The organism is Aquisediminimonas profunda, from assembly GCF_019443285.1.
Taxonomy (GTDB): domain Bacteria; phylum Pseudomonadota; class Alphaproteobacteria; order Sphingomonadales; family Sphingomonadaceae; genus Aquisediminimonas; species Aquisediminimonas profunda.
The window spans coordinates 1,033,437-1,053,444 of record NZ_CP080327.1 but is presented as its reverse complement, the minus strand read 5'-3'; the positions used below and the strand labels follow the sequence as shown (position 1 = coordinate 1,053,444).

The 20,008-nt window shown below is 58.6% G+C and carries 18 protein-coding genes and 1 tRNA gene; 10 read left to right on the top strand and 9 right to left on the bottom strand.

Going from position 1 to position 20,008, the window contains the following annotated elements; genetic code table 11:
• Nucleotides 1-71 precede the first annotated feature (71 nt).
• The 5 genes from K0O24_RS05405 to aroA all read right to left on the bottom strand — a co-directional run bounded on the left by K0O24_RS05405 (nt 72) and on the right by aroA (nt 4,775).
• Nucleotides 72-350: an integration host factor subunit beta gene (locus tag K0O24_RS05405; protein ID WP_219894853.1), complete on the bottom strand. Its 279-nt coding sequence runs from the start codon at nt 348-350 to the stop codon at nt 72-74.
• 267 nt (nt 351-617) lie between these two features.
• On the bottom strand, nt 618-2,336 hold the full coding sequence (gene rpsA / locus K0O24_RS05400; RefSeq protein WP_219894851.1) for a 30S ribosomal protein S1: 1,719 nt from the start codon (nt 2,334-2,336) through the stop codon (nt 618-620).
• A gap of 242 nt (nt 2,337-2,578) precedes the next feature.
• Nucleotides 2,579-3,190 (bottom strand): (d)CMP kinase, encoded by a 612-nt coding sequence (gene cmk / locus K0O24_RS05395; RefSeq protein WP_219894849.1) that lies wholly within the window; start codon nt 3,188-3,190, stop codon nt 2,579-2,581.
• Nucleotides 3,187-3,435, bottom strand: coding sequence for a CBU_0592 family membrane protein (locus K0O24_RS05390; protein ID WP_219894847.1), 249 nt, complete (start codon nt 3,433-3,435; stop codon nt 3,187-3,189). The genes cmk and K0O24_RS05390 overlap by 4 nt, the downstream gene beginning before the upstream one ends.
• Nucleotides 3,432-4,775, bottom strand: a complete 1,344-nt coding sequence (aroA, locus tag K0O24_RS05385) for a 3-phosphoshikimate 1-carboxyvinyltransferase (RefSeq protein ID WP_219894845.1) — start codon at nt 4,773-4,775, stop codon at nt 3,432-3,434. Before aroA ends, K0O24_RS05390 begins: the two co-directional genes overlap by 4 nt.
• A 100-nt stretch (nt 4,776-4,875) precedes the next feature.
• Here aroA and K0O24_RS05380 point away from each other — a divergent pair, with 100 nt between their 5' ends.
• From K0O24_RS05380 to K0O24_RS05355, 6 genes are all read left to right on the top strand, one after another.
• Nucleotides 4,876-5,193: a TIGR02300 family protein gene (locus K0O24_RS05380; protein WP_219894843.1), complete on the top strand. Its 318-nt coding sequence runs from the start codon at nt 4,876-4,878 to the stop codon at nt 5,191-5,193.
• Between the two features lie 45 nt (nt 5,194-5,238).
• A tRNA-Ala gene (locus K0O24_RS05375) sits at nt 5,239-5,314 on the top strand.
• A gap of 226 nt (nt 5,315-5,540) precedes the next feature.
• Nucleotides 5,541-6,014, top strand: a complete 474-nt coding sequence (locus K0O24_RS05370; RefSeq protein ID WP_219894841.1) for a (2Fe-2S)-binding protein — start codon at nt 5,541-5,543, stop codon at nt 6,012-6,014.
• Nucleotides 6,011-8,377, top strand: coding sequence for a xanthine dehydrogenase family protein molybdopterin-binding subunit (locus K0O24_RS05365; protein WP_219894839.1), 2,367 nt, complete (start codon nt 6,011-6,013; stop codon nt 8,375-8,377). Before K0O24_RS05370 ends, K0O24_RS05365 begins: the two co-directional genes overlap by 4 nt.
• Nucleotides 8,377-9,171 carry an FAD binding domain-containing protein gene (locus K0O24_RS05360; RefSeq protein WP_219894837.1) on the top strand — a complete coding sequence of 265 codons (795 nt, stop codon included), beginning with the start codon at nt 8,377-8,379 and terminating at the stop codon, nt 9,169-9,171. Before K0O24_RS05365 ends, K0O24_RS05360 begins: the two co-directional genes overlap by 1 nt.
• A gap of 18 nt (nt 9,172-9,189) precedes the next feature.
• Entirely contained in the window at nt 9,190-9,771 is a 582-nt protein-coding gene (locus tag K0O24_RS05355; RefSeq protein ID WP_219894835.1) for an SRPBCC family protein, read from the top strand.
• Nucleotides 9,772-10,081: 310 nt separating this feature from the next.
• Here K0O24_RS05355 and K0O24_RS05350 read toward each other — a convergent pair whose 3' ends face one another.
• Nucleotides 10,082-11,770: a DUF885 family protein gene (locus tag K0O24_RS05350; protein ID WP_219894833.1), complete on the bottom strand. Its 1,689-nt coding sequence runs from the start codon at nt 11,768-11,770 to the stop codon at nt 10,082-10,084.
• Nucleotides 11,771-12,214: 444 nt separating this feature from the next.
• Here K0O24_RS05350 and K0O24_RS05345 point away from each other — a divergent pair, with 444 nt between their 5' ends.
• The gene (locus tag K0O24_RS05345) at nt 12,215-12,772 is read left to right on the top strand and encodes an SOUL family heme-binding protein (RefSeq protein WP_219894831.1); all 558 of its coding nucleotides are present in this window, start codon (nt 12,215-12,217) and stop codon (nt 12,770-12,772) included.
• A 179-nt stretch (nt 12,773-12,951) separates the two neighbouring features.
• On the opposite strand, the gene K0O24_RS05340 is transcribed toward K0O24_RS05345, so the two are convergent.
• The 3 genes from K0O24_RS05340 to K0O24_RS05330 all read right to left on the bottom strand — a co-directional run bounded on the left by K0O24_RS05340 (nt 12,952) and on the right by K0O24_RS05330 (nt 16,389).
• Nucleotides 12,952-13,875 carry an ROK family protein gene (locus K0O24_RS05340; RefSeq protein ID WP_219894829.1) on the bottom strand — a complete coding sequence of 308 codons (924 nt, stop codon included), beginning with the start codon at nt 13,873-13,875 and terminating at the stop codon, nt 12,952-12,954.
• Between the two features lie 73 nt (nt 13,876-13,948).
• Nucleotides 13,949-15,127 (bottom strand): acyl-CoA dehydrogenase family protein, encoded by a 1,179-nt coding sequence (locus K0O24_RS05335; protein WP_219894827.1) that lies wholly within the window; start codon nt 15,125-15,127, stop codon nt 13,949-13,951.
• An 8-nt stretch (nt 15,128-15,135) separates the two neighbouring features.
• Entirely contained in the window at nt 15,136-16,389 is a 1,254-nt protein-coding gene (locus K0O24_RS05330; RefSeq protein ID WP_219894825.1) for an acetyl-CoA C-acetyltransferase, read from the bottom strand.
• A gap of 265 nt (nt 16,390-16,654) precedes the next feature.
• Here K0O24_RS05330 and K0O24_RS05325 point away from each other — a divergent pair, with 265 nt between their 5' ends.
• The 3 genes from K0O24_RS05325 (at nt 16,655) to K0O24_RS05315 (ending at nt 19,850) form a co-directional block, all read left to right on the top strand.
• The gene (locus K0O24_RS05325; RefSeq protein WP_219894823.1) at nt 16,655-16,993 is read left to right on the top strand and encodes a P-II family nitrogen regulator; all 339 of its coding nucleotides are present in this window, start codon (nt 16,655-16,657) and stop codon (nt 16,991-16,993) included.
• A gap of 16 nt (nt 16,994-17,009) precedes the next feature.
• Nucleotides 17,010-18,494, top strand: a complete 1,485-nt coding sequence (locus tag K0O24_RS05320; protein WP_219894821.1) for an ammonium transporter — start codon at nt 17,010-17,012, stop codon at nt 18,492-18,494.
• 333 nt (nt 18,495-18,827) lie between these two features.
• Nucleotides 18,828-19,850, top strand: coding sequence for an aromatic ring-hydroxylating dioxygenase subunit alpha (locus tag K0O24_RS05315; protein ID WP_219894819.1), 1,023 nt, complete (start codon nt 18,828-18,830; stop codon nt 19,848-19,850).
• Nucleotides 19,851-20,008: the final 158 nt, after the last annotated feature.

Genomic DNA, 20,008 nt, shown 5'->3' with positions numbered 1-20,008 from the left:
CCACGCCCGCGTACCAAGTGGCCGTATAGGATAGGTGAAAATCAGAGCCAAGGGGGTTCTTTTCCACCGCCTCAGACGTTCAGTCGTTCCCGCATTTCCTTGCCGGGTTTGAAATAGGGAACACGCTTGGGCTGAATGGCAACCGAAGCCCCGGTCCGCGGATTGCGGCCTGTCCGGCCGTCTCGCGACCGAGTAGAAAAAGCGCCAAATCCGCGAAGTTCAACGCGGCCACCCGCTGCAAGACGAGCTGTGATCGTGTCGAAGAAAACAGTGACGATCAAATCGAGTTCGCGCGCAGACAGGCCAGGATTGGCTTCGGACAGAAATGCAACAAGTTCAGAACGGATCATGGCTTACCCCTCATGAGTCTTCGTTCAACGAGACGTCCTCCTTATGAGAAACGCCACAACCATTCGACGATCTTATTGTCCCCGATCATTTGATGATCAGTGCGCCCCACCTGTAAAATGGCGCAAAACGCGGCCGATGCAAGTGGATATGATGGAATTCGAGCTAAATACACTCAAATCGACACAAATAAGGTGTAATATTGCGCACAATCGCTGCCGCCCTGCGCCCATTGTCCATGGGTAATGCAGGGCGGCGCATGCGTTGTATTACTTCTTGCTGTCGCGAGCCTTCAGCGCTTCGCCCAGGATATCGCCAAGCGACGCGCCCGAGTCGGACGAACCATATTGCGCAACAGCCTGCTTTTCTTCGGCAAGCTGCATGGCCTTGATCGAGAAGTTCGGCTTCTTCGAACGATCGAAGCCGATCACCATCGCGTCGAACTTCTGGCCGACCTGGAAACGGTCCGGACGCTGCTCGTCACGGTCGCGGCCAAGGTCGGTGCGCTTGATGAAGCCTGTCGCACCATCTTCGCCAGCCTGCACTTCGAGGCCGCCATCGCGGACTTCGAGCACAGTCACGGTCGTGATGGCATTCTTTGCAAGACCGCCCGATGACGAAGCGGCAGCGCCACCAACGGCTGGCGCACCCTTTTCAAGCTGCTTGATGCCAAGTGAAATCCGTTCCTTCTCGACATCGATGTCAAGCACGACAGCCGTGACGGTCTCGCCCTTGCGATGCAGGGCCAAGGCTTCCTCGCCCGAAATGCCCCAGGCAATGTCCGACATGTGAACCATGCCATCGACATCGCCTTCGAGGCCGATGAACAGGCCGAACTCGGTCGCATTCTTGACTTCGCCCTCGATCTGGCTGCCAACCGGGTGTTCCGCCGCAAAGGCTTCCCACGGATTGTTGATCGCCTGCTTGAGGCCCAGCGAAATGCGGCGCTTTTCGGTGTCGACTTCGAGAACGATGACATCGACTTCCTGGCTGGTCGAAACGATCTTGCCGGGGTGGACGTTTTTCTTGGTCCAGCTCATTTCGGACACATGGACCAGGCCTTCGATGCCGGGTTCGAGTTCCACAAAGGCACCATATTCGGTGATGTTCGTGACCCGGCCCGAGAGCTTTGCGCCGATCGGATAGTTGGCAACAGCCGCTTCCCAAGGATCGCTTTCAAGCTGCTTCATGCCAAGCGAGATGCGCTGTGTGTCCTTGTTGATGCGGATGATCTGCACCTTGACCGTATCGCCAATGTTGATGACTTCGGACGGATGACCGACGCGCTTGTAGCTCATGTCGGTCACGTGGAGCAGGCCATCGATGCCACCGAGGTCGACGAACGCGCCGTAATCGGTGATGTTCTTGACGATGCCATCGATCACCTGGCCCTCAGCGAGCGTCGAGATGAGGCCGGTGCGGGCTTCCGCGCGGGTTTCTTCGAGGATTGCGCGGCGCGAGACGACAATGTTGCCGCGCTTGCGGTCCATCTTCAGAATCTGGAATGGCTGCGGAATATCCATCAGCGGCGTCACGTCGCGCACCGGACGGATGTCGACCTGCGAACCGGGCAGGAAGGCAACGGCGCCCGAAAGATCGACCGTGAAGCCGCCCTTCACGCGGCCGAAGATCACGCCTTCGACGCGACTGGACTTGGTAAATTCGGTTTCAAGTGCGTCCCAGGCCGCTTCGCGACGCGCGCGGTCGCGGCTCAGCATCGCTTCGCCGTTCACATTTTCGACGCGGTCGACATAGACTTCGACGGTATCGCCAACAGCGAGTTCGGCCTTCTGGCCGGGTGCCGCGAACTCACGCAGCGGAACGCGACCTTCGCTCTTGAGGCCGACGTCAATGACGGCATGATCGTTCTCGATTGCCGTAACGGTGCCCTTGACCACGCGGCCTTCAAAGCCCTGATCTTCGCCACCGAGTGATTCGTTGAGGAGCGCTGCGAAATCGTCGCGCGTCGGATGTGCGGCTGTCGCCATAAAGTGAATTCCTAATTTAACAATTTCCGGCCGTCCGGTTGAATCCGGAGGTCTTTTGGCCGAACCGCCCCGCGAACCCCATGTCCACGCGGCATCCATTGGACGACAAGAACACGCGGGGGGACGAAATCACCGGTGAGCGCTGAAAAGCGGTCAGGGCCGAAAATCGGGCCTCCGCGAGCGCAAACGCCCGCTGGACGGCGGGGCCTATAGTCAAAACAGTGCGTTCGGGCAAGCCCGGATCAACGTCGAAGCCGTGCCTCCACGATCGCGATCGCGCGCTGGACGGCGTCATCTACGCTGAGATCACTCGTATCGAGCAAATCTGCGTCGTCCGCGCGGCGCATTGGTGCGTCGGCGCGGCTCGCGTCGCGTTCGTCGCGTGCGAGAATCTCCGCAAGGATCGCTGGATAGTCGCGATCATAATCCTCAAGCTGGCGGCGCCGTGCGCGCACTTCGGCGCTTGCCGTGACATAGAGCTTGGCATCCGCTGACGGCACAATCACTGTGCCGATATCGCGTCCGTCAAGCACCGCGCCTCCGGGCTGACCGGCAAAGTCACGCTGGCGCTTGAGCAGGGCCGCGCGCACCTTGGGATGGACCGAAACACGCGACGCAAGGCCCCCGGCCGCTTCGCTCCGCAGAGCCGGATCGGCCAGCGCGGCGTTGTCGAACTGGCAGGCCTTGAGCGCATCATCCTCCACATCGGGATCGCCACCCGCCCGCACGGTTGCCATGCCTACAGCCCGGTAGAGAAGGCCGGTATCAAGCAAAGGCAGACCGAAATGTGCAGCAATTGCGCGGGCAATCGTGCCTTTCCCGGATGCTGCGGGTCCGTCGACTGCAATGATCATGCCCGTCGCTCCCTGATCGCAGAAATCAGACCGGCTAGGGCAATGACCGCCCATGCCCCTTCAAGCACGACCGCAGCCAGGTTGAAATGTACCGAGAGCGAAATGAGCAAGAGCACTGCCCCAACCAGATTGACAGTGTTGAACATCAGCTTGTTGAGTACCGGCGCGCGATTGGCATAGGCGAAGGCGCCAATGAACAGCACGCTGCCACAAATTCCGATCGCATCCGCAAGAGCGCCGTTCATTGACCTGATCCCAATTGTTTGAGCATCGCTTCGAACCCCGGAAAGCTCGTGGCGACGGGCGCCATATCATCGACCGTCAGACCGCCGCTGGTGTTGAGCCCCGCAATGGCAAAGCTCATCGCGATCCGGTGATCGAGCGCCGCCTCAATCAAGGGCGGCGCTGTTCCACTACCGAACGGGTCACCGCTGCGACCATGGATCGTCAACCCGTCCGCTTGTTCCTCGACCTGAACACCGATTGCCGAAAGGCCCTTGGCCATCAGGGCCAGCCGGTCCGATTCCTTGACGCGCAATTCATCTAGGCCAGAAGTGCGCGTTATGCCTTGGGCCATCGCGGCGGCCACAAACAGGATCGGGAACTCGTCGATCATGGTCGGCACTATGTGGGGAGAGACATCGATCCCGGTCATTGCGCTGTGCCGCGCGGTGATATCCGCCACGGGCTCCCCGCCGACTTCACGGGCATTGCCGAATCTCAGGTCCGCGCCCATCTGAACGAGTATATCGAACAGGCCGGCGCGCGTCGGATTCATCCCCACATTGGTGACGGTCACTTCCGAACCGGGCGTGATGAGTGCAGCGACAATCGGGAATGCTGCCGAAGACGGATCACCCGGCACAATGATATGCTGCGGTGCCAGATCGCCTTCGCCCCGGATGGAAATGGTCCGGATGCCATCGCTGCCGATGTCGACCTCAATATCTGCACCGAATCCCTTCAGCATTCGCTCGCTATGATCGCGGGTCGGCACTGGTTCGATCACCCGCGTGATCCCGGGCGTATTGAGGCCGGCAAGGAGGATTGCCGATTTGACCTGAGCGGACGCCATGGGGAGCCTGTAGGCAATCGGCACCGCAGGGCAGGCCCCACGCACCATCATCGGCAGGCACTGCGCGCCAGCGGCGCCCGGCGTGCCTGTGAAGGAGGCCCCCATCAGCGACAAGGGATCACTCACCCGCGCCATGGGCCGCTTCGAAAGCGAAGCGTCACCCACAAAGGTGGCCGTAATCGCATGGCTTGCGACCAGACCCATCAGCAGCCGGGTCGAGGTACCCGAATTGCCCATTTCCAGAGCAGTCAGTGGTTGCAGCAATCCCCCGACACCAACGCCGTGGACGCGCCAGACTGCGCCATCGCCGCGTTCGATATCGGCCCCCATCGCCCGAAGGGCAGCGGCTGTCGCATGGACATCCTCTCCTTCGAGCAGTCCTTCGATCACGCTTTCGCCGATCGCGAGCGCCGAAAGCATCAACGACCGATGCGAGATCGACTTGTCTCCGGGAATCGCAATGCTGCCCCTGAGCGGACCGGCAGGCGAAAAGGACTTTGGGCTTGGCATGGACGCGGCTTTTGACAGCGGCGTCCCGCTATGGCAAGGCGCGCCGCTCACCGGGCTCGACCCGGAGTTCCAGAATTCAAGTTGAAAGGTTTTGAGGCTCATGGTGAAGCCTGAATGGGGTACGAAGCGTACCTGCCCGAAATGTGGCGAGCGCTTTTATGATTTGATGAAGGACGAGCCGGTCACCTGCATTGCCTGTGGCAATGCCTGGCATCCCGAGCCCGTGCTCAAATCGAAGCAGCCGATGCCGTTTGAGGAAGCCAAGAAGGTCGATCCGGAAAAGGTCGACACGGATCTGGCTGACGATCTGGACATCGATGTCGATGAAGACGCCGAAGTCTCTCCGGACGACGAAGTCGATCTGGGCGGAGACGATGATCTGGGCGTCGACACAGGCGATGCGTCGGACGAGAGCTGACGCTTGATTTCAAGGCAGCGCCCGACTAAGGCGCTGCCTGCTCATGGGGCCTTAGCTCAGCTGGGAGAGCGCTACACTGGCAGTGTAGAGGTCAGCGGTTCGATCCCGCTAGGCTCCACCAGGCAGTCCAGGGTTTTCGCGAATTGACGAACCCGAGGACCGCCTCACCCTAAAAATCCCGGAGTTCTGCACTGTTGGCGCGTACCGCTGCGTCCGGCGCCGTATGGTGAATTCCAAACCAGTGCAATAAGGCACACCCGCATAGTTGGCCTAACAATGCCTACCCTTTCATTCGGTTTCCCCGCCGCTATGATCGACTTGTACGAGCAGAAGCAGGAGGCGGGTTGATGGCGATCATAGCGATGACGGTGAACGACAAGCCCGTTGAGATTGATGTTGCAGACCGGACGCTCCTTATCCATGTTCTGCGCGATCATCTGAGACTGACTGGCGCACATGTCGGCTGTGACACCAGTCAGTGCGGGGCGTGTACCGTTCATCTAGATGGTCGGGCCGTCAAAAGCTGTTCTATACTGGCGGCGCAGGCCAATGGCGCGAAAATCGTCACAGTAGAAGGCTTGGCCCAAGGTGAAACGCTTCACCCCATGCAGGCAGCGTTCCATGAGGAGCATGGTCTGCAATGCGGATTTTGCACTCCGGGGATGATCATGACAGCAATTGACATCGTCAACCGCCATGGTCGTCCCGATGAGGCGACGGTGCGTGCCGAGTTGGAGGGAAATCTCTGCCGCTGCACCGGCTATCACAACATCGTGAAAGCTGTGATAGCCGGTGCAGCCAAGATGGAGGCAGCCCAATGAACACGGCAATGTCCGGTACCAAATTTGGCAAATCCCAAAAACGCGTCGAGGATGCTCGACTTGTCCGCGGCAAGGGTCGCTATGTCGACGATATGATTTTGCCAGGGCAAGCTTATGCTGCCTTCGTGCGATCACCTTATGCGCACGCGCGCATCGTCAATATTGATGCATCGGCGGCAAACGATATGCCCGGTGTGATCCGAATTGTGTCAGGCCAAGACCTTCTCGATGCACAGTACCCGCCCCTTCCGAACATCTGGATGCTCCATTCGCGCGATGGGAGTGAGATCAAGGCCGGCATCAGGAATGCGCTGGCCACAGATGCAGCTCGATATGCGGGCGAGCCGGTTGCCCTTGTTGTCGCTGAGTCACGTGAACAAGCGCGCGACGCAGCTGAGGCGATCGCAGTCGACTATGACGAACTGCCCGTCGTTGCAGACCCAACCAGGGCCCTTGCCGACGGTGCGCCACAACTCCATCCTGGCATTGCCAACAACCGAGCATTTGATTGGGAGATTGGCGACGAAGCAGCGACGGATAAAGCCTTTGCTAACGCAACGCACAGAGTGTCCATAACACTCTACAACAATCGCCTCGTTCCCAATGCAATAGAGCCGCGCGCGATCAACGTTCAATGGGAAGGCGTCGAGGAGCGGATGACGATCTACATCACGCACCAGAATCCGATTGGAATGCGCATGCTGTTTTCAGCAGTTTTCGGTTTGGCCGCTGAACATAAATTGCGCGTTGTTGCTCCCGATGTAGGTGGAGGCTTTGGATCCAAGGCCCCAGCTTATCAGGAAGAAATGGCGGTAGCCTTTGCTGCCAAGTTGATTGATCGCCCTGTTAAATGGACGGCGGATCGCTCCGAGTCCTTCCTGACAGATGCACATGGCCGCGATCATTTGACATACGCTGAACTTGCCATGGACGGAGAGGGTCGCTTTCTAGGGCTGAAGGTGCACACCTTGGCAAATCTGGGCGGCTATATTTCCTTCTCTGGCGCCCTGATTCCAACCTATATGTACGCGACAATGCTATGCGGACAGTATGCGATACCTGCGGCTTACTGTCGTGTGGAGGGCGTCTATACCAACACCTGCCCCGTTGATGCTTATCGCGGCGCAGGGCGACCTGAGGCCGCCTATGTGATTGAGCGCATCGTCAATGTCGCTGCTGCAAAGCTGGGCGTCGATCAAGCCGAGATACGCCGCCGAAACTTCATCAGATCTTTCCCGCACCAGACGCCTCTGGTGTATGAGTATGATAGCGGCAGCTACGAAGCTTGCCTTGATGCTGCCCTTTCTCTTGCTGACTACAGCAATTATGCTGAACGAAAGGCGGGCTCTGAAGCAAAGGGCCTGATCCGCGGCGTGGGTATTTCAGCCTATGTAGAGGCCTGTGGCATTGGGCCATCGGCATTGCTCGCAAAATTGGGCGGCGGCGGCAACATGTGGGAATCTGCTGAAGTTCGCGTCCATCCAGTCGGCACGATTGAGGTTTTGACCGGTGCTCACAGCCACGGGCAAGGGCATCAAACAACCTTTGCGCAGGTCGTGGCTGACCGGTTCGGCGTGCCGATGGAAAATATCAGCGTCATCCAGGGCGACACGGATCGCATACAGGCGGGCACTGGCACCTATGGCTCGCGCGCTTCAGTCGGCATGTCGGCAGTTCTCAATTCCTGCGACAAGATCATCGCCAAGGGAAAGTTGATCTCCGCATATCTGTTAGAGGTAGACGCGGAAACGGTCGAGTTCGATGATGGTGTCTTTTCCAGCAAAGCGACCAACCGCACGGTAGCCTTCGGTGAAATGGCCTTCGCGGCTCACGCTGCCGCGGCTTTCCCGACCAGCGAAATAGAGCCTGGGTTGGTTGCCACCAGCTTCTTTGATCCGCCCAATTTCACCTACCCTGCCGGCGTCTATGTTTGCGAAGTGGAGATTGATCCGCAAACGGGTGTTGTGCGTGTTGATTCGTTCTGCGCGGCCGACGATTTTGGCGTTATCGCCAACCCGATGATCGTCGAAGGCCAGGTCCATGGGGGCATAACGCAGGGGATTGGGCAAGCGCTTTGGGAACAGGCGGTTTACGACCCCGATACTGCACAACTCGTCACTGCATCCTATATGGATTATGGGATGCCACGCGCCGATGGTATTCCTGATTTCAAACTGACTTTTTGCGAAACTCCCTCGCCCTCCAATCCTTTGGGCATGAAGGGCTGCGGCGAAGCGGGCGCAATTGGATCACCCCCAGCGGTCATCAATGCGGTGTGCAACGCACTCGGAATTGACCATGTTGATATGCCAGCAACACCAGAAAAAATCTGGCGCCTTTGCCAACTGCGAGAGGCAAGCTGATGTACGATTTTACCTATTCCTGCCCAACCTCTCTCTCTGATGCCCTGTTGCTTTTGAAGCATGATGAGACCGCGCAACCTCTTTCAGGTGGGCAGACACTCATGCCGGTACTCCGTGCGCGTCTGGCAGCACCGAGTCAGCTCGTCGATTTGGCGCGCCTGCCGGAACTCAAAGGGATCAAGGTTGAGGGTGGCCGACTTGTCATTGGTGGCGCAGAAACGCACGCAGCGGTTGCCGCGAGCCATCTCGTGCAGACTGCCATTCCTGCATTGGCCAGTCTCGCTGGCGGGATTGGAGACGTTCAGGTCCGCCATCGCGGCACGATAGGCGGGTCGGTAGCCAACAATGATCCGGCAGCCTGTTATCCCAGCGCGGTCCTGGGGCTAGATGCAGATGTCGTCACAAGCAAGCGTTGTCTGAGTGCCAATGATTTTCTCACAGGCATGTTTTCCACTGCGCTTGAACCCGGAGAGATTGTCACTGGGCTATCATTCCCGGTTCCTTCCAGCTCACATTATGAGAAGTTCAAGAATCCGGCCTCGCGTTTTGCGCTCATCGGCGTCTTTGCCGCACGCACCGCACAAGGGACCCGGATCGCCATAACGGGCAGCGGCTCCGGGGTATTTCGGTGGTTTGAAGCAGAGGCACATGTTGACAGCGGCGGCAGCGACAATGTGTCGGGGATCGCGCTTGACGATAGCCACTATACCAGTGATTTGCACGGCTCGGCCGAATACAGAATGCACCTGACGCGCATTGTCACTGCTCGCGCGCTTGCACACATTGGGCGGTAGAGAAGGACCAAGTCTCTCATGGATCTTCGCGGCACTTATCTTCTCCCCTGCTCGCAAGAGCGTGCCTGGCAGGCGTTAAATGACACTGAATTGCTCAAGGGCGCTTTGAAAGGCTGCGAGAAGCTGGAGAAGATATCGGATACCGAATTTTCAGGCACTGTCGCGACCAAGATCGGACCTGTCAGCGCCCGTTTCTCGGGCAAGATGGTGCAAACCGAGATAAATGCACCGCGCAGCTGCAAAATGGCGTTTGAAGGCCAAGGTGGTGTTGCCGGTTATGCGAAAGGCAGTGCATTTGTGACCCTTGAGCCTGAAGAAAGCGGTACGCGCCTCAGCTACGTTGCCGATACCCAAATTGGCGGAAAGCTCGCGCAGATGGGTGCTCGCTTGGTTGAAGGGACTGCCAAATCAATGGCCGATGATTTTTTCTCGAAATTCGCGGCGGCCGTATCAACACAGAAGCTGGCACCAATGGAGGCGACAGGGGTCGAAGCCGACGAGACGGCACCAAGCGAGAAGGATACTCATGATCTACGACGTATCTATCTCGCGATAGTGGTCATTGCTGGATTGAGTGTCGCGTACTTCATTTTTCGATAAGGCACAAAGAGGAAACAGGCAACGATCCATTCAAGACAAGGCCTCATGAGCCATTCAGAACGAATAGCCGTTGGAAGGGAGCGAAAAGCGGTCTTCGAACATCTGCTTTGTTCGCGTTTTCTGACACATCCTGTCCACGGGGCCAACGTCCGCTTTCGGCCCCATTCGTGACATTACCGCCCCCAAACCAGAATTCCGAAAGTAGCCGTCAGTCACGCACATAAGCTAGCTGAATGGATGGCGGCTTTGGGGAAGTGCACGTGGCAACGCTAAGGTCGGCTGTGTTCACGGAAGGAGCCTAACTGGCGCCTTATTTGTCGTCAGCGCCCTCATCCATCTCGGCCGCGACCAGCACTGGCGGAACGATCCCCGATCGCATGATCCGCGCAAAAACCTCGCCCAGGACGAACGGCCGCCCGCTGCTGTCCGATGCGTGCGATGCGCGCGCGAACAGTTCGTCGAGCTGCAACTTGCCGATGATGTAGCTCGGCCCATAGCCAGGCTGGCGCAGGTAGAGCAGCTGCTCGAACCCGACGAGATTGCTCTGGGGGTCCGACCAGCGGCGCGGCGTCCAATCGGCATGGAACTGCCCGGCCTGTGCCAGCGTCATCTCGTTCGCCTGCACATGCAGCGACGCCAGCCCCCGTGCCGCGCGGTTCGCCAGCATGATCCACACAATCTCGCGCCCATGGGGAATGTCGTCATAAAGGCCGGTCTGCATCACGATCTCTTCGATTGCAGTCGCAAACCCCTCCGATCGATCCGCGAAGATGTTGAACAGAGGTGCTACATCACGGATAGGGCTGGCATGCGGCTCATGCTTGATCCGCGCCAGTTCAATCCAATGGCTCGCATGCGACAGCAGCGGCAAAGGTTCCAGCGCGGTGCCGTTCGAAAAGAAATTGCGGTCAGCCGGTGGCACATACTCGCTCGTCTGCGCCATCATCGCTGCCCGGAAATAAGGCTTGTCGGGCATCAGTCCGGATGCGACCATGAAGTCATTGAACTTCGCCGTCTTCGCCTCGGCCATTGCGCGATAGGCGACGGGATCGCTGATCTCGGTGATCGGTGGCAGGGCCCTGTTGCGGGTTTCCTCCAGCCTTAGCGACGATAGCGCCCGGTTCAGCTCCCGCTGCAACAGCAAGACTTGCTCGTCCCAGTCGTATGGGTTGAGCGTCACATGCTTCATATACCAGTTGTAATTTTCCTTGCCGATGCCCGAAGGGCCGGATCGTTTCGGAGCCTCTGCGGCGACCCAGCGTGCGAAGTCGTCACTGGCCGTTCGCGCATCCCGGATCGCCGCGATCAGCTTCGGGCTGGCGCCGGCGATGGTTGCCCTCTTGTGCCCCTCCAGCGTTCGCATCGACAGCGTGCCTGCTTCCAGCGCAGCCAGGACACCGCTCTGCTCAACGAACGCACGATCGCCATAGGCCCACAAATCATGCGCCGTCCCCTCGGCCAGGTTCACCTTCGCGTCGGCCAGCATTTTCGGGACCGCCCCGAGCAGCAGTGCAAGCTTCGCATCATCCGCCTTTGACAGTGGCCAGTCATAGGCAAACAAGTCGATATTGGGCTGTGCAGACGGCCCCTCATGGGCCGGAACATCGCTCTCCTCCCCGAAGATCGTCTGGTAGAAGCTGGGATCGCGTGCCCAAGGCATCAGTACGCGCAAATTAAAATCGAGCGCATTCATTTCGGCTTCGACCATCCGGTAATCGCCCAGCTCCTGCACAGACCATCCGCTGCGGTCGATCGACGCCAGCCGTGCCTGCCATTGCGGAAGTGAAGCTGCCACGCGCGCCATTGCCGCCTTGCTATAATCAGGCACGCCTGCGTTAATCGTCGGCTTCACGAAGGCCCGCCATTCCATGAATAATTTAGCCAGCTCCGGATTGCTGTGCTTCATCGCAGAGAGTGAAGGGCGCGCCACAGCGGCATTCGCAGGAGTAACAAGGGCCAGCAACGCTGCACCGGCGATCATTCCAACTTCCCGAATCATATCATCTCTCGCCTGAACAACACACGATGCCGAATAGCATTGAGTGCACGCTATCGACCATATCACGAATGTTAAAATTCACGCGGGAGGCGGCCGCGTTCGTTTGGGAGACGACGAACGCTCCCGTGAGCCCAGTTGTCCATTCGCCAATGCCGAGGTGCTCGTTTATAGAATGCCGTAATTGTGGTCAGGCTGAATGACCGGTTTGAACCGAGGCGGTTCATGCCCAGCGTTTACGCTGGGGCGGATGTTTACGGAACCAAAGCTGGCGCCAATCGTTGCTATATAGTTCATCCGGAGATAGTTCATGCCCGCTGGCCATGGTAACAATGTTGAACACTCGAGCCTCCCTGGCGCCGGCCACACAAGATGAGAGCCAAGAAGATGTGGTGGATTGCTCTTGTAGCGGTTGTAGTCCTGGCTTCTGTATTATGGGGTCTGGTTGTGAGCAGAGTTGAACAGCCAAAATACGCCGTCGTCGAAAGCGATCAAAGCATTGAGATACGCGACTATCCGGCGATGATCGTCGCCCAGGTGGATGTCACGGGAACACGGGACAAGGCCATCGGTGACGGCTTCCGCATCATCGCAGAGTACATATTCGGCAATAACCTCTCCTCAAAGAAAGTGGCGATGACTGCCCCAGTCACCCAGCAAGCCAACGAGAAGATCGCAATGACGGCACCTGTAACTCAGCAGGGGGGCGGCGATTCCTGGCAGGTGCGGTTCATCATGCCCGCCAGCTTTACCATGGCAACCTTGCCCAAGCCCAAGAACCCTGCCGTTCAGTTGAAGGAGATCGCCAGCAAACGCTTTGCGGTAATCCGTTTTTCAGGGTTGGCGGGCGAAGGGAGCCTAAAGCGCCAAACGGATCTACTGACAGAATTTGTCAGCGCCAGGAAGCTTTCCGCGGTGTCTGCACCCACCTACGCCTTCTACAATCCACCCTGGACGCTGCCCTTTCTGCGCCGCAATGAAGTGATGATCGAGGTCGCTCGTTAGCGGTCAGGAGCCTGCGGAGACACTTAACTAGCACCAACAAGGGCGATAGCGTTGAATGCGCCTGATCTTATGCCATTGCGGGCCAACAATGGCCTGGATTGTCTTTGCTGCACGAAAGTCTGATGTTGCACATCGAAGCACGTCACGTCTTGGCGGGCACAATCAACCATGACCCAAAATCAAATCTGCCAACGCTCCCCCTTCACCGAAAGCGTCACGCCAGCGAGAAGCAGCGCACCGACTGGGCCAGCCTGACTGCCGAGCTTGGGCAGGGTAATCATCGCGGCGAGGCAATCTGTATCAAGATCAGGAAGGTAGGGCGAAATCAGTTCCGCTGTGCGATCAACGACTTTGGGGAGCAAATGCGGTTGGCCTGTTCCAACACCACCACCAATCAAAATGCGATGCGGCGACACCGTCAGCAGCAAGGTCGCCAGCAATTCTGCCAGGTCAGAAACGACAAAATTCCAGGACTTGTGATCAGGCGGGACTGTCGCCGGTTCTGAGCCAAAGCGCTTGGCAAGCGCCGGGCCGCTGATCAATCCTTCGATGCAGTCGCCGTGAAAGGGACAAATTCCGGCGAAAGCGTCGCCGGAAGCGCGGCGAAGTCGCAGATGCCCGATTTCCGGATGAAGCTTGCCCCGCACAGGAGAGCCATCCACAATAATGCCTCCGCCGACGCCGGTCCCGAGCGTGACGTAAATGATTGTCCGGCAGTTGCGACCGGCGCCGAGCATAGCTTCGGCCAGGCCTGCCGCGTTCACATCGGTATCGAGACCGACAGGGCACGAAAACCTTGATTTGACGCGCCCGAGAATGTCTGTGCCGCGCCAGCCGATCTTGGGCGTGTCGAGAATCCTGCCAAAATCATGCGCATCGGGGTCGAGCCGCACCGGCCCGAACGTGGCAACTCCGATAGCGACGAGCTCGGACTCCGCGTTCCAGCGTGACAAAATGTCCAGCAAGCTGCCAATGGTTTCATCCGGCGATGTAGTCGGCAAAGCTATTTGTTCAAGGATTTGGCCCTGCCGGGCGAGGGCGGCAATGGCTTTGGTCCCGCCCAATTCAATGCCGGCAATGCGCTGGGACCACGGCAGCGTCACTTGCCGCCACTCGCAACAAGGGTGCTCGAAAAACGTAATGTGTCGTCTTTAGCCCAACAGTGTGACAGCATCTTCACACTCCGTTCGCAGCTCTCCAGTCTCGCCGAATCTTCTTGGCCAGCGAAAACTTGTGCACTTCGGTCGGACCATCATAGATGCGGAAAGCACGGACTTCGCGGAAGACCTGCTCCACGATTGTCGCATCGGTGACCCCTGTTCCGCCCATCACCTGCACGCATCGGTCCGCAATGCGCATCAACGCCTCGGAGACCGAAACCTTCGCCATCGAACTTTCCACAGTGCCAAGCGAGCCGGAGTCCAGCACAGTTGCACACCAATCGATCATGAGTTCGGCTTGCTTCAGGTCGATCATGTTTTCAGCCAGCATGAAGCCAACTCCCTGATGCTCGATCAGGGTCTTGCCGAAGGCCGATCGACGATTGGCATAGTCGCTGGCGATCTCATGCGCCCGGATACAGCTGCCCAGCCAGCGCATGCAGTGCGATAGTCTGGCCGGGCTCAGGCGGACCTGGGCATAAGTGAAGCCTTCTCCCGCGTTGCCGAGCATCTGGCTTGCTGGCACTCTCAACTTGTCGATCGTAACCGTCGCATGCCCACCGGGCATGGAGCTGTCGATGGTATTGGGAATATGGTCTATCCGGATTGCCGGGTCGGGCAGGTCCACCAGAAACATGCAGGCGCCCTGTTCGGCCTTGGCCATGACGATGCCGACGCTAGCGCCTTCGCAGCCGGTGATGAAGGCCTTGCGACCGCTGATCACCCAGTGATTGCCATCGAGACGGCATGTCGTCTGCATCATTGACGGATCAGAGCCCGCTCCGCCCTCCTGCCAGGGTTCGGTCATGAAAAATGCTGACCGCGCGCGACCCTCGACAAGAGGCTTCAGGAACCGGTCCTTGATCTCCGGGCTCCCGACCTTTCCCAGCAGGTACATGTTGCCCTCGTCGGGTGCCATTGTGTTGCAGGCCAGTGGTCCTAGTGGGGAAAGTCCCGACTTGATCAGGACAACCGCCGTTTCACGCTGCGTCAGGTGCGTCCCGTCTGGCAAGATGTGCGGCGTCAGCACCCCGGCGGCGCGTGCCTTTTCCTTGAGCTCGGCAACCAGCGCGTCGGTCGGTGCGCCATGGTGATCCCGTCGCGGGTCACGTTCGTAAGGCACGACTACGTCACGCACGAAGCGTTCGACGCGCCCGGCAATGGCCGCTGTGCGTTCTGGACCGGCGCCCGACATGGGCGGGCTCAGACGCGTTCGATGATGATTGCCGGAGCCATGCCGCCCGCAGCGCACATGGTCACGAGGCCGCGTTTGAGATCGCGGCGTTCGAGTTCATCGAGCAGCGTTCCAATCAGGATCGAGCCCGTCGCCCCGATCGGATGGCCAAGCGCGCATGCCCCGCCATTCACATTGACCTTGTCCCGGTCGAGCTTGAGATCACGAATGAATTTTTCAGCGACGACCGCAAAGGCTTCGTTGATTTCCCAAAGGTCGATGTCATCGGGGGTCAATCCGGCCTTTGCCAGCACCTTTCTGGCTGCAGGCACGGGCGCATTGAGCATCAGCGTCGGGCAGTCGCCGATATTGGCGGTCGCCACGATCCGTGCGCGAGGCTTCAGGCCATGCTTGTCGGCATAGTCCTTTGACGCAAGGAGAATGGCAGCAGCACCATCGACCACGCCGGATGAATTGCCGGCATGGTGCACGCCTTCCCACTTGAGATCGGGATATTTGGCGTTGATGGCTTGGCGGAAAGTCTGCCCGTCCGGCTGGATCGACATGTCCGCAATTTCATTGAACGACGCCTTCAGCGACGCCAGGCCTTCTGCGGTCGTCTGCGGACGCGGGAATTCTTCATGGTCAAGGGCAACCGTCCCGTCTTCATTGTAGACAGTGATCAGGCTCTTCGCGAAGCGGCCTTCCTTGATTGCAATGTCTGCACGTCTCTGGCTTTCAAGACCAAGGGCGTCCACGGCTTCCCGGCTGATGCCTTCCATGGCGGCAATGGCGTCACCGCACACGCCCTGATGCGATTGCGGATGAATCTTCTGCAAATGGCGATTGCCCGATCCCATGCCCATCGGCCGGAGGCCCGCCTCGCGCTCCTCTGCGGCAATCGTGGCGGTATAGGACATCATCTCGGTCCCGCCGGCGATGACCAGATCTTCCATGCCCGACATCACCTGAGCGGCCGCGAGATTGACCGACGTGATACCGCCGCCACAGAAGCGGTCGAGCGTCATGCCCGACGCCTTGATGTCATACCCGGCATCGAGTGCCGCCATGCGGCCAAGGTCGCCGCCCTGCTTGCCCTTTTGCGTGCTGGTCGACCAGATGATGTCATCCACTTCGGCCGTGTTCAGGTTGTTGCGGTCTTTCAGCGCTTTCAGGACCGTCGCTGCAAGGTGTTGTGGATGCAGATGCGAAAGCGCGCCTTTGCCGGGCTTTCCGATGCCGCGCGGCGTGCGAACAGCGTCAATGATATAGGCTTCAGACATGGCAGGATCCTCTTGCTAGGCCGATGAATCAGTTTTGATGCAAGACCCTTGCCGACTCCGCATGACCGCTGCAAGCCTGCGAATAGCCTGTTCGCCGATTCTGCTGCCTAATTATTAGGCAAATCGGAACAACTGCCCGAGATTCGAGCGCGCATCATTGCGAAAATTGCGCAATCTTTGCACTTTCTTAAGCTTTTTTGCGGTGCAGCAAACTGGCACGGCAATTGCACAGCGCCCTCTGGACACCAAGAAAAGGGGGTTAGCTTTGAAATTCATCATTGCCATCATCAAGCCGTTCAAGCTCGATGACGTCCGGGACGCTCTGAGCGAACTCGGCGTTTCAGGCATGACCGTCTCCGAAGTGAAGGGCTTCGGTCGGCAAAAGGGCCAGACCGAAATCTATCGCGGCGCGGAATACAGCACCAATATGGTGCCAAAAATAAAGATCGAGGTCGCCTGCGCCTCAGACATCGCAGAGCGCGTCGTCGAGGCAATCCAGCAGAGCGCAAACACCGGCGCCATTGGCGACGGCAAGATCTTCGTCCTCGACCTTGGTCAGGCTGTGCGCATCCGCACGGGCGAGACCGACAGCGTTGCACTCTAGAAAAACAGGGGGAAGCATGATTTCCAGAAAAACATTGTTTGGGCTGGCCGGCGGTCTCGCAACCGCTTTTGCTGCCTTGCCCGCCTGGGCGCAGGAGGCAGCGAGCAATGCTGCCGATGCAGCGTCCAACGCTACCGCCGCTGTGGCGCAGGCTGCACCTGCTGCCGCGGCCGCCTTCACGCCGACGGCCGCTATGGTCAACAAGGGCGACACGACCTGGATGCTGATCTCATCAGCCCTCGTTCTGATGATGTCCGTTCCCGGCCTCGCGCTCTTTTATGGCGGCCTTGTGCGCACCAAGAATATGCTTTCGGTGCTGATGCAGGTCTTGATGATCGTCTGCGTCGCCAGCCTCGTCTGGGTCTGCTGGGGCTATTCGATGGCCTTTACTCCCGGTTCAGGCGGATTGGCTCCTTTTGTTGGCGGATTTGGCAAGGCGTTCCTCAAGGGCGTTGACGCGACCACCCTCGCCGCGACCTTCTCGAACGGCGTCTACATCCCCGAATACGCCTATGTCGTGTTCCAGATGACCTTTGCCTGCATCACGCCGGCCCTGATCGTCGGGGCCTTTGCCGAACGCGTCAAGTTCACGCCGCTCATCATCTTTGTGGTGGCCTGGTTGACGATCGTCTATTTCCCGATCGCGCACATGGTTTGGTATTGGGCCGGACCAGACTTCCTGCCGAACCAGCCGGGCGACTTCGGCTATCTTTACGGCCTCGGCGCACTCGACTTTGCCGGCGGAACCGTGGTTCACATCAACGCGGGCATTGCAGGCTTGGTCGGCTGCCTCGTGATCGGAAAGCGGATTGGCTACAACAAGGATCCAATGCCCCCGCATTCGCTGACCATGACGATGATTGGCGCTTCCCTGCTGTGGGTGGGCTGGTTCGGCTTCAACGCCGGTTCCAACCTTGAAGCCAATGGCGTCACCACTGTCGCGTTCATCAACACCTATGTCGCGACTGCTGCTGCGGCCGTGGCCTGGGCCCTGATCGAACAGATTGTCCACAAGCGCCCGTCCTTGCTCGGTGCTGCGACGGGGGCCGTTGCCGGCCTTGTCGCAATCACACCGGCCTCGGGCTTCGCTGCCCCGATGACCTCGATCGTTCTGGGGTTTGTCGTCTCGATCGTCTGCTTCTTCTTTGTCACAACGGTGAAGAGCAAATTCAAATATGATGACTCCCTGGACGTGTTCGGTGTTCACTGCATCGGCGGAATCGTCGGCGCCCTCGGAACGGCCATTGTTGCCGATCCGGCGCTCGGCGGGCAAGGCTGGTTTGACTACACCGTCACGCCAGCGGTTGCCGGCACCTATGACATGGCCGGTCAGTTCATCACCCAGCTGAAGGCTGTTCTCATCACACTGGTCTGGTCAGGCGGCGTTTCAGCAGCCCTGTTCCTTGCACTCAAGTATACGATCGGTCTTCGTCCGACCGCGGATATTGAGCGCGAAGGTCTCGACCTCGCTGAGCATGGAGAACGTGCCTACAACTACTGACGGGTTTGGGGGCGGGCCATCCCCTCTCTCCTCTCAAGCCCGCCCCCAATAGAGTTTGGACCTTCCGCCAGACGGAAACGTCCTCCCCAGGTTCCTCCTGCGAACCTCACTGGACCGGTGCAGCGATGTGCCGGTCCTCTTTTTGCGCTGTCACCAAGCGGACATACATCATCGCAGGAAGGCGCAACGTGTGCTTGTACGAGTTCGACCCGAGCAACACTGTCAGCTTGTATCAAGCGCATCGCCAAGGCAAAGGGGACTCAACCTAATGGGCGATGGATCTGCTGACCGACCGCGCTGGCTCCAAAAGATTCATGGATGGAGGACGTTGGGATGCTGAAAAATGCCTGGTACGTTGCAGCATGGGATGACGAGATCGGCGCGTCGCCTGTCGAACGGAGGATCATCGGTCAGCTGGTTGTCCTGTATCGCCGCATCGACGGCACGGTGGCTGCCTTAGAGGGCTTATGTCCGCACCGAAGGATGCCGCTCGCAATGGGGCGCGTTGACGGCGATTTTCTATCCTGCGGTTACCACGGGCTTGCATTTGCTCCCGATGGCCAATGCGTCAACGTGCCTTGCCAGTCTGGAATTCCGGATGGTGCGCACCTCCGAAGCTATCCGGTTGAAGTGCGTTATGGCCTGGTCTGGATCTGGATGGGCGATGTCGCGGCCGCAGATAGAATTCACATCATTGAGATCGAAAACTGGGGCGATCCGGCTTGGGGGTATAATCGCGGCCCCGCGATGACATATGAGTGCAATTATCTTTACATCACCGATAACCTCCTTGATCCCTCGCATGTCGCCTGGGTTCACCCAACCAGTTTTGGCGACGATTCATGCAAGGCACAGCCCCCACAGATCAGCGTCGATGCGCTTGGTGTGACTGTTTCCCGATGGATAAAGGACGCGCCTGTCGCGCCTTTCTATGCTGACCTCGTGCCATTTGCAGGAAATGCCGATCGCCTTCAGCACTATGAAGTCCGCTACCCGGCCAACGCGATCATCAAGGCCATATTCGTACCTTCGGGCGAAGGTGGCCACACAAGAACGGCAGATCCCTCCAACAGCTTCGTCATGGACTCCTATAACTTCATCACACCTGAAACGGAGAGGAGCAGCCGCTATTACTGGTTTCAATTGCGCAATGTCCGGCCCGATGACGCTGTACTTTCGGAAGAAATGTCGCAATCTGTGCTCTCTGCCTTTTCCGAGGATCTCCAAGTCCTGAACGCCGTTCAAAAAGGAATGGACGCTTGCGGGGACAGCTTCCTTTCGATTGCTTCGGATGCGGGTCCGCTGCGCTTTCGCCACTTGCTCGGAAAGAAAATCGCAGCCGAGGCGGACCGCTGATATTTCGACAATTTTGCAACAGTCGGCAAAAGAAATGCACTAACCCGGCAATTTGAGAGCGACCTGAGGGATCTTGCCAGCTAAAAGATGCTGCGTTGGGGGACATATCAAATACATCGGAAGTCCGTCCAGCGCGAGCGCCGCTCCGGCGTGTCAGG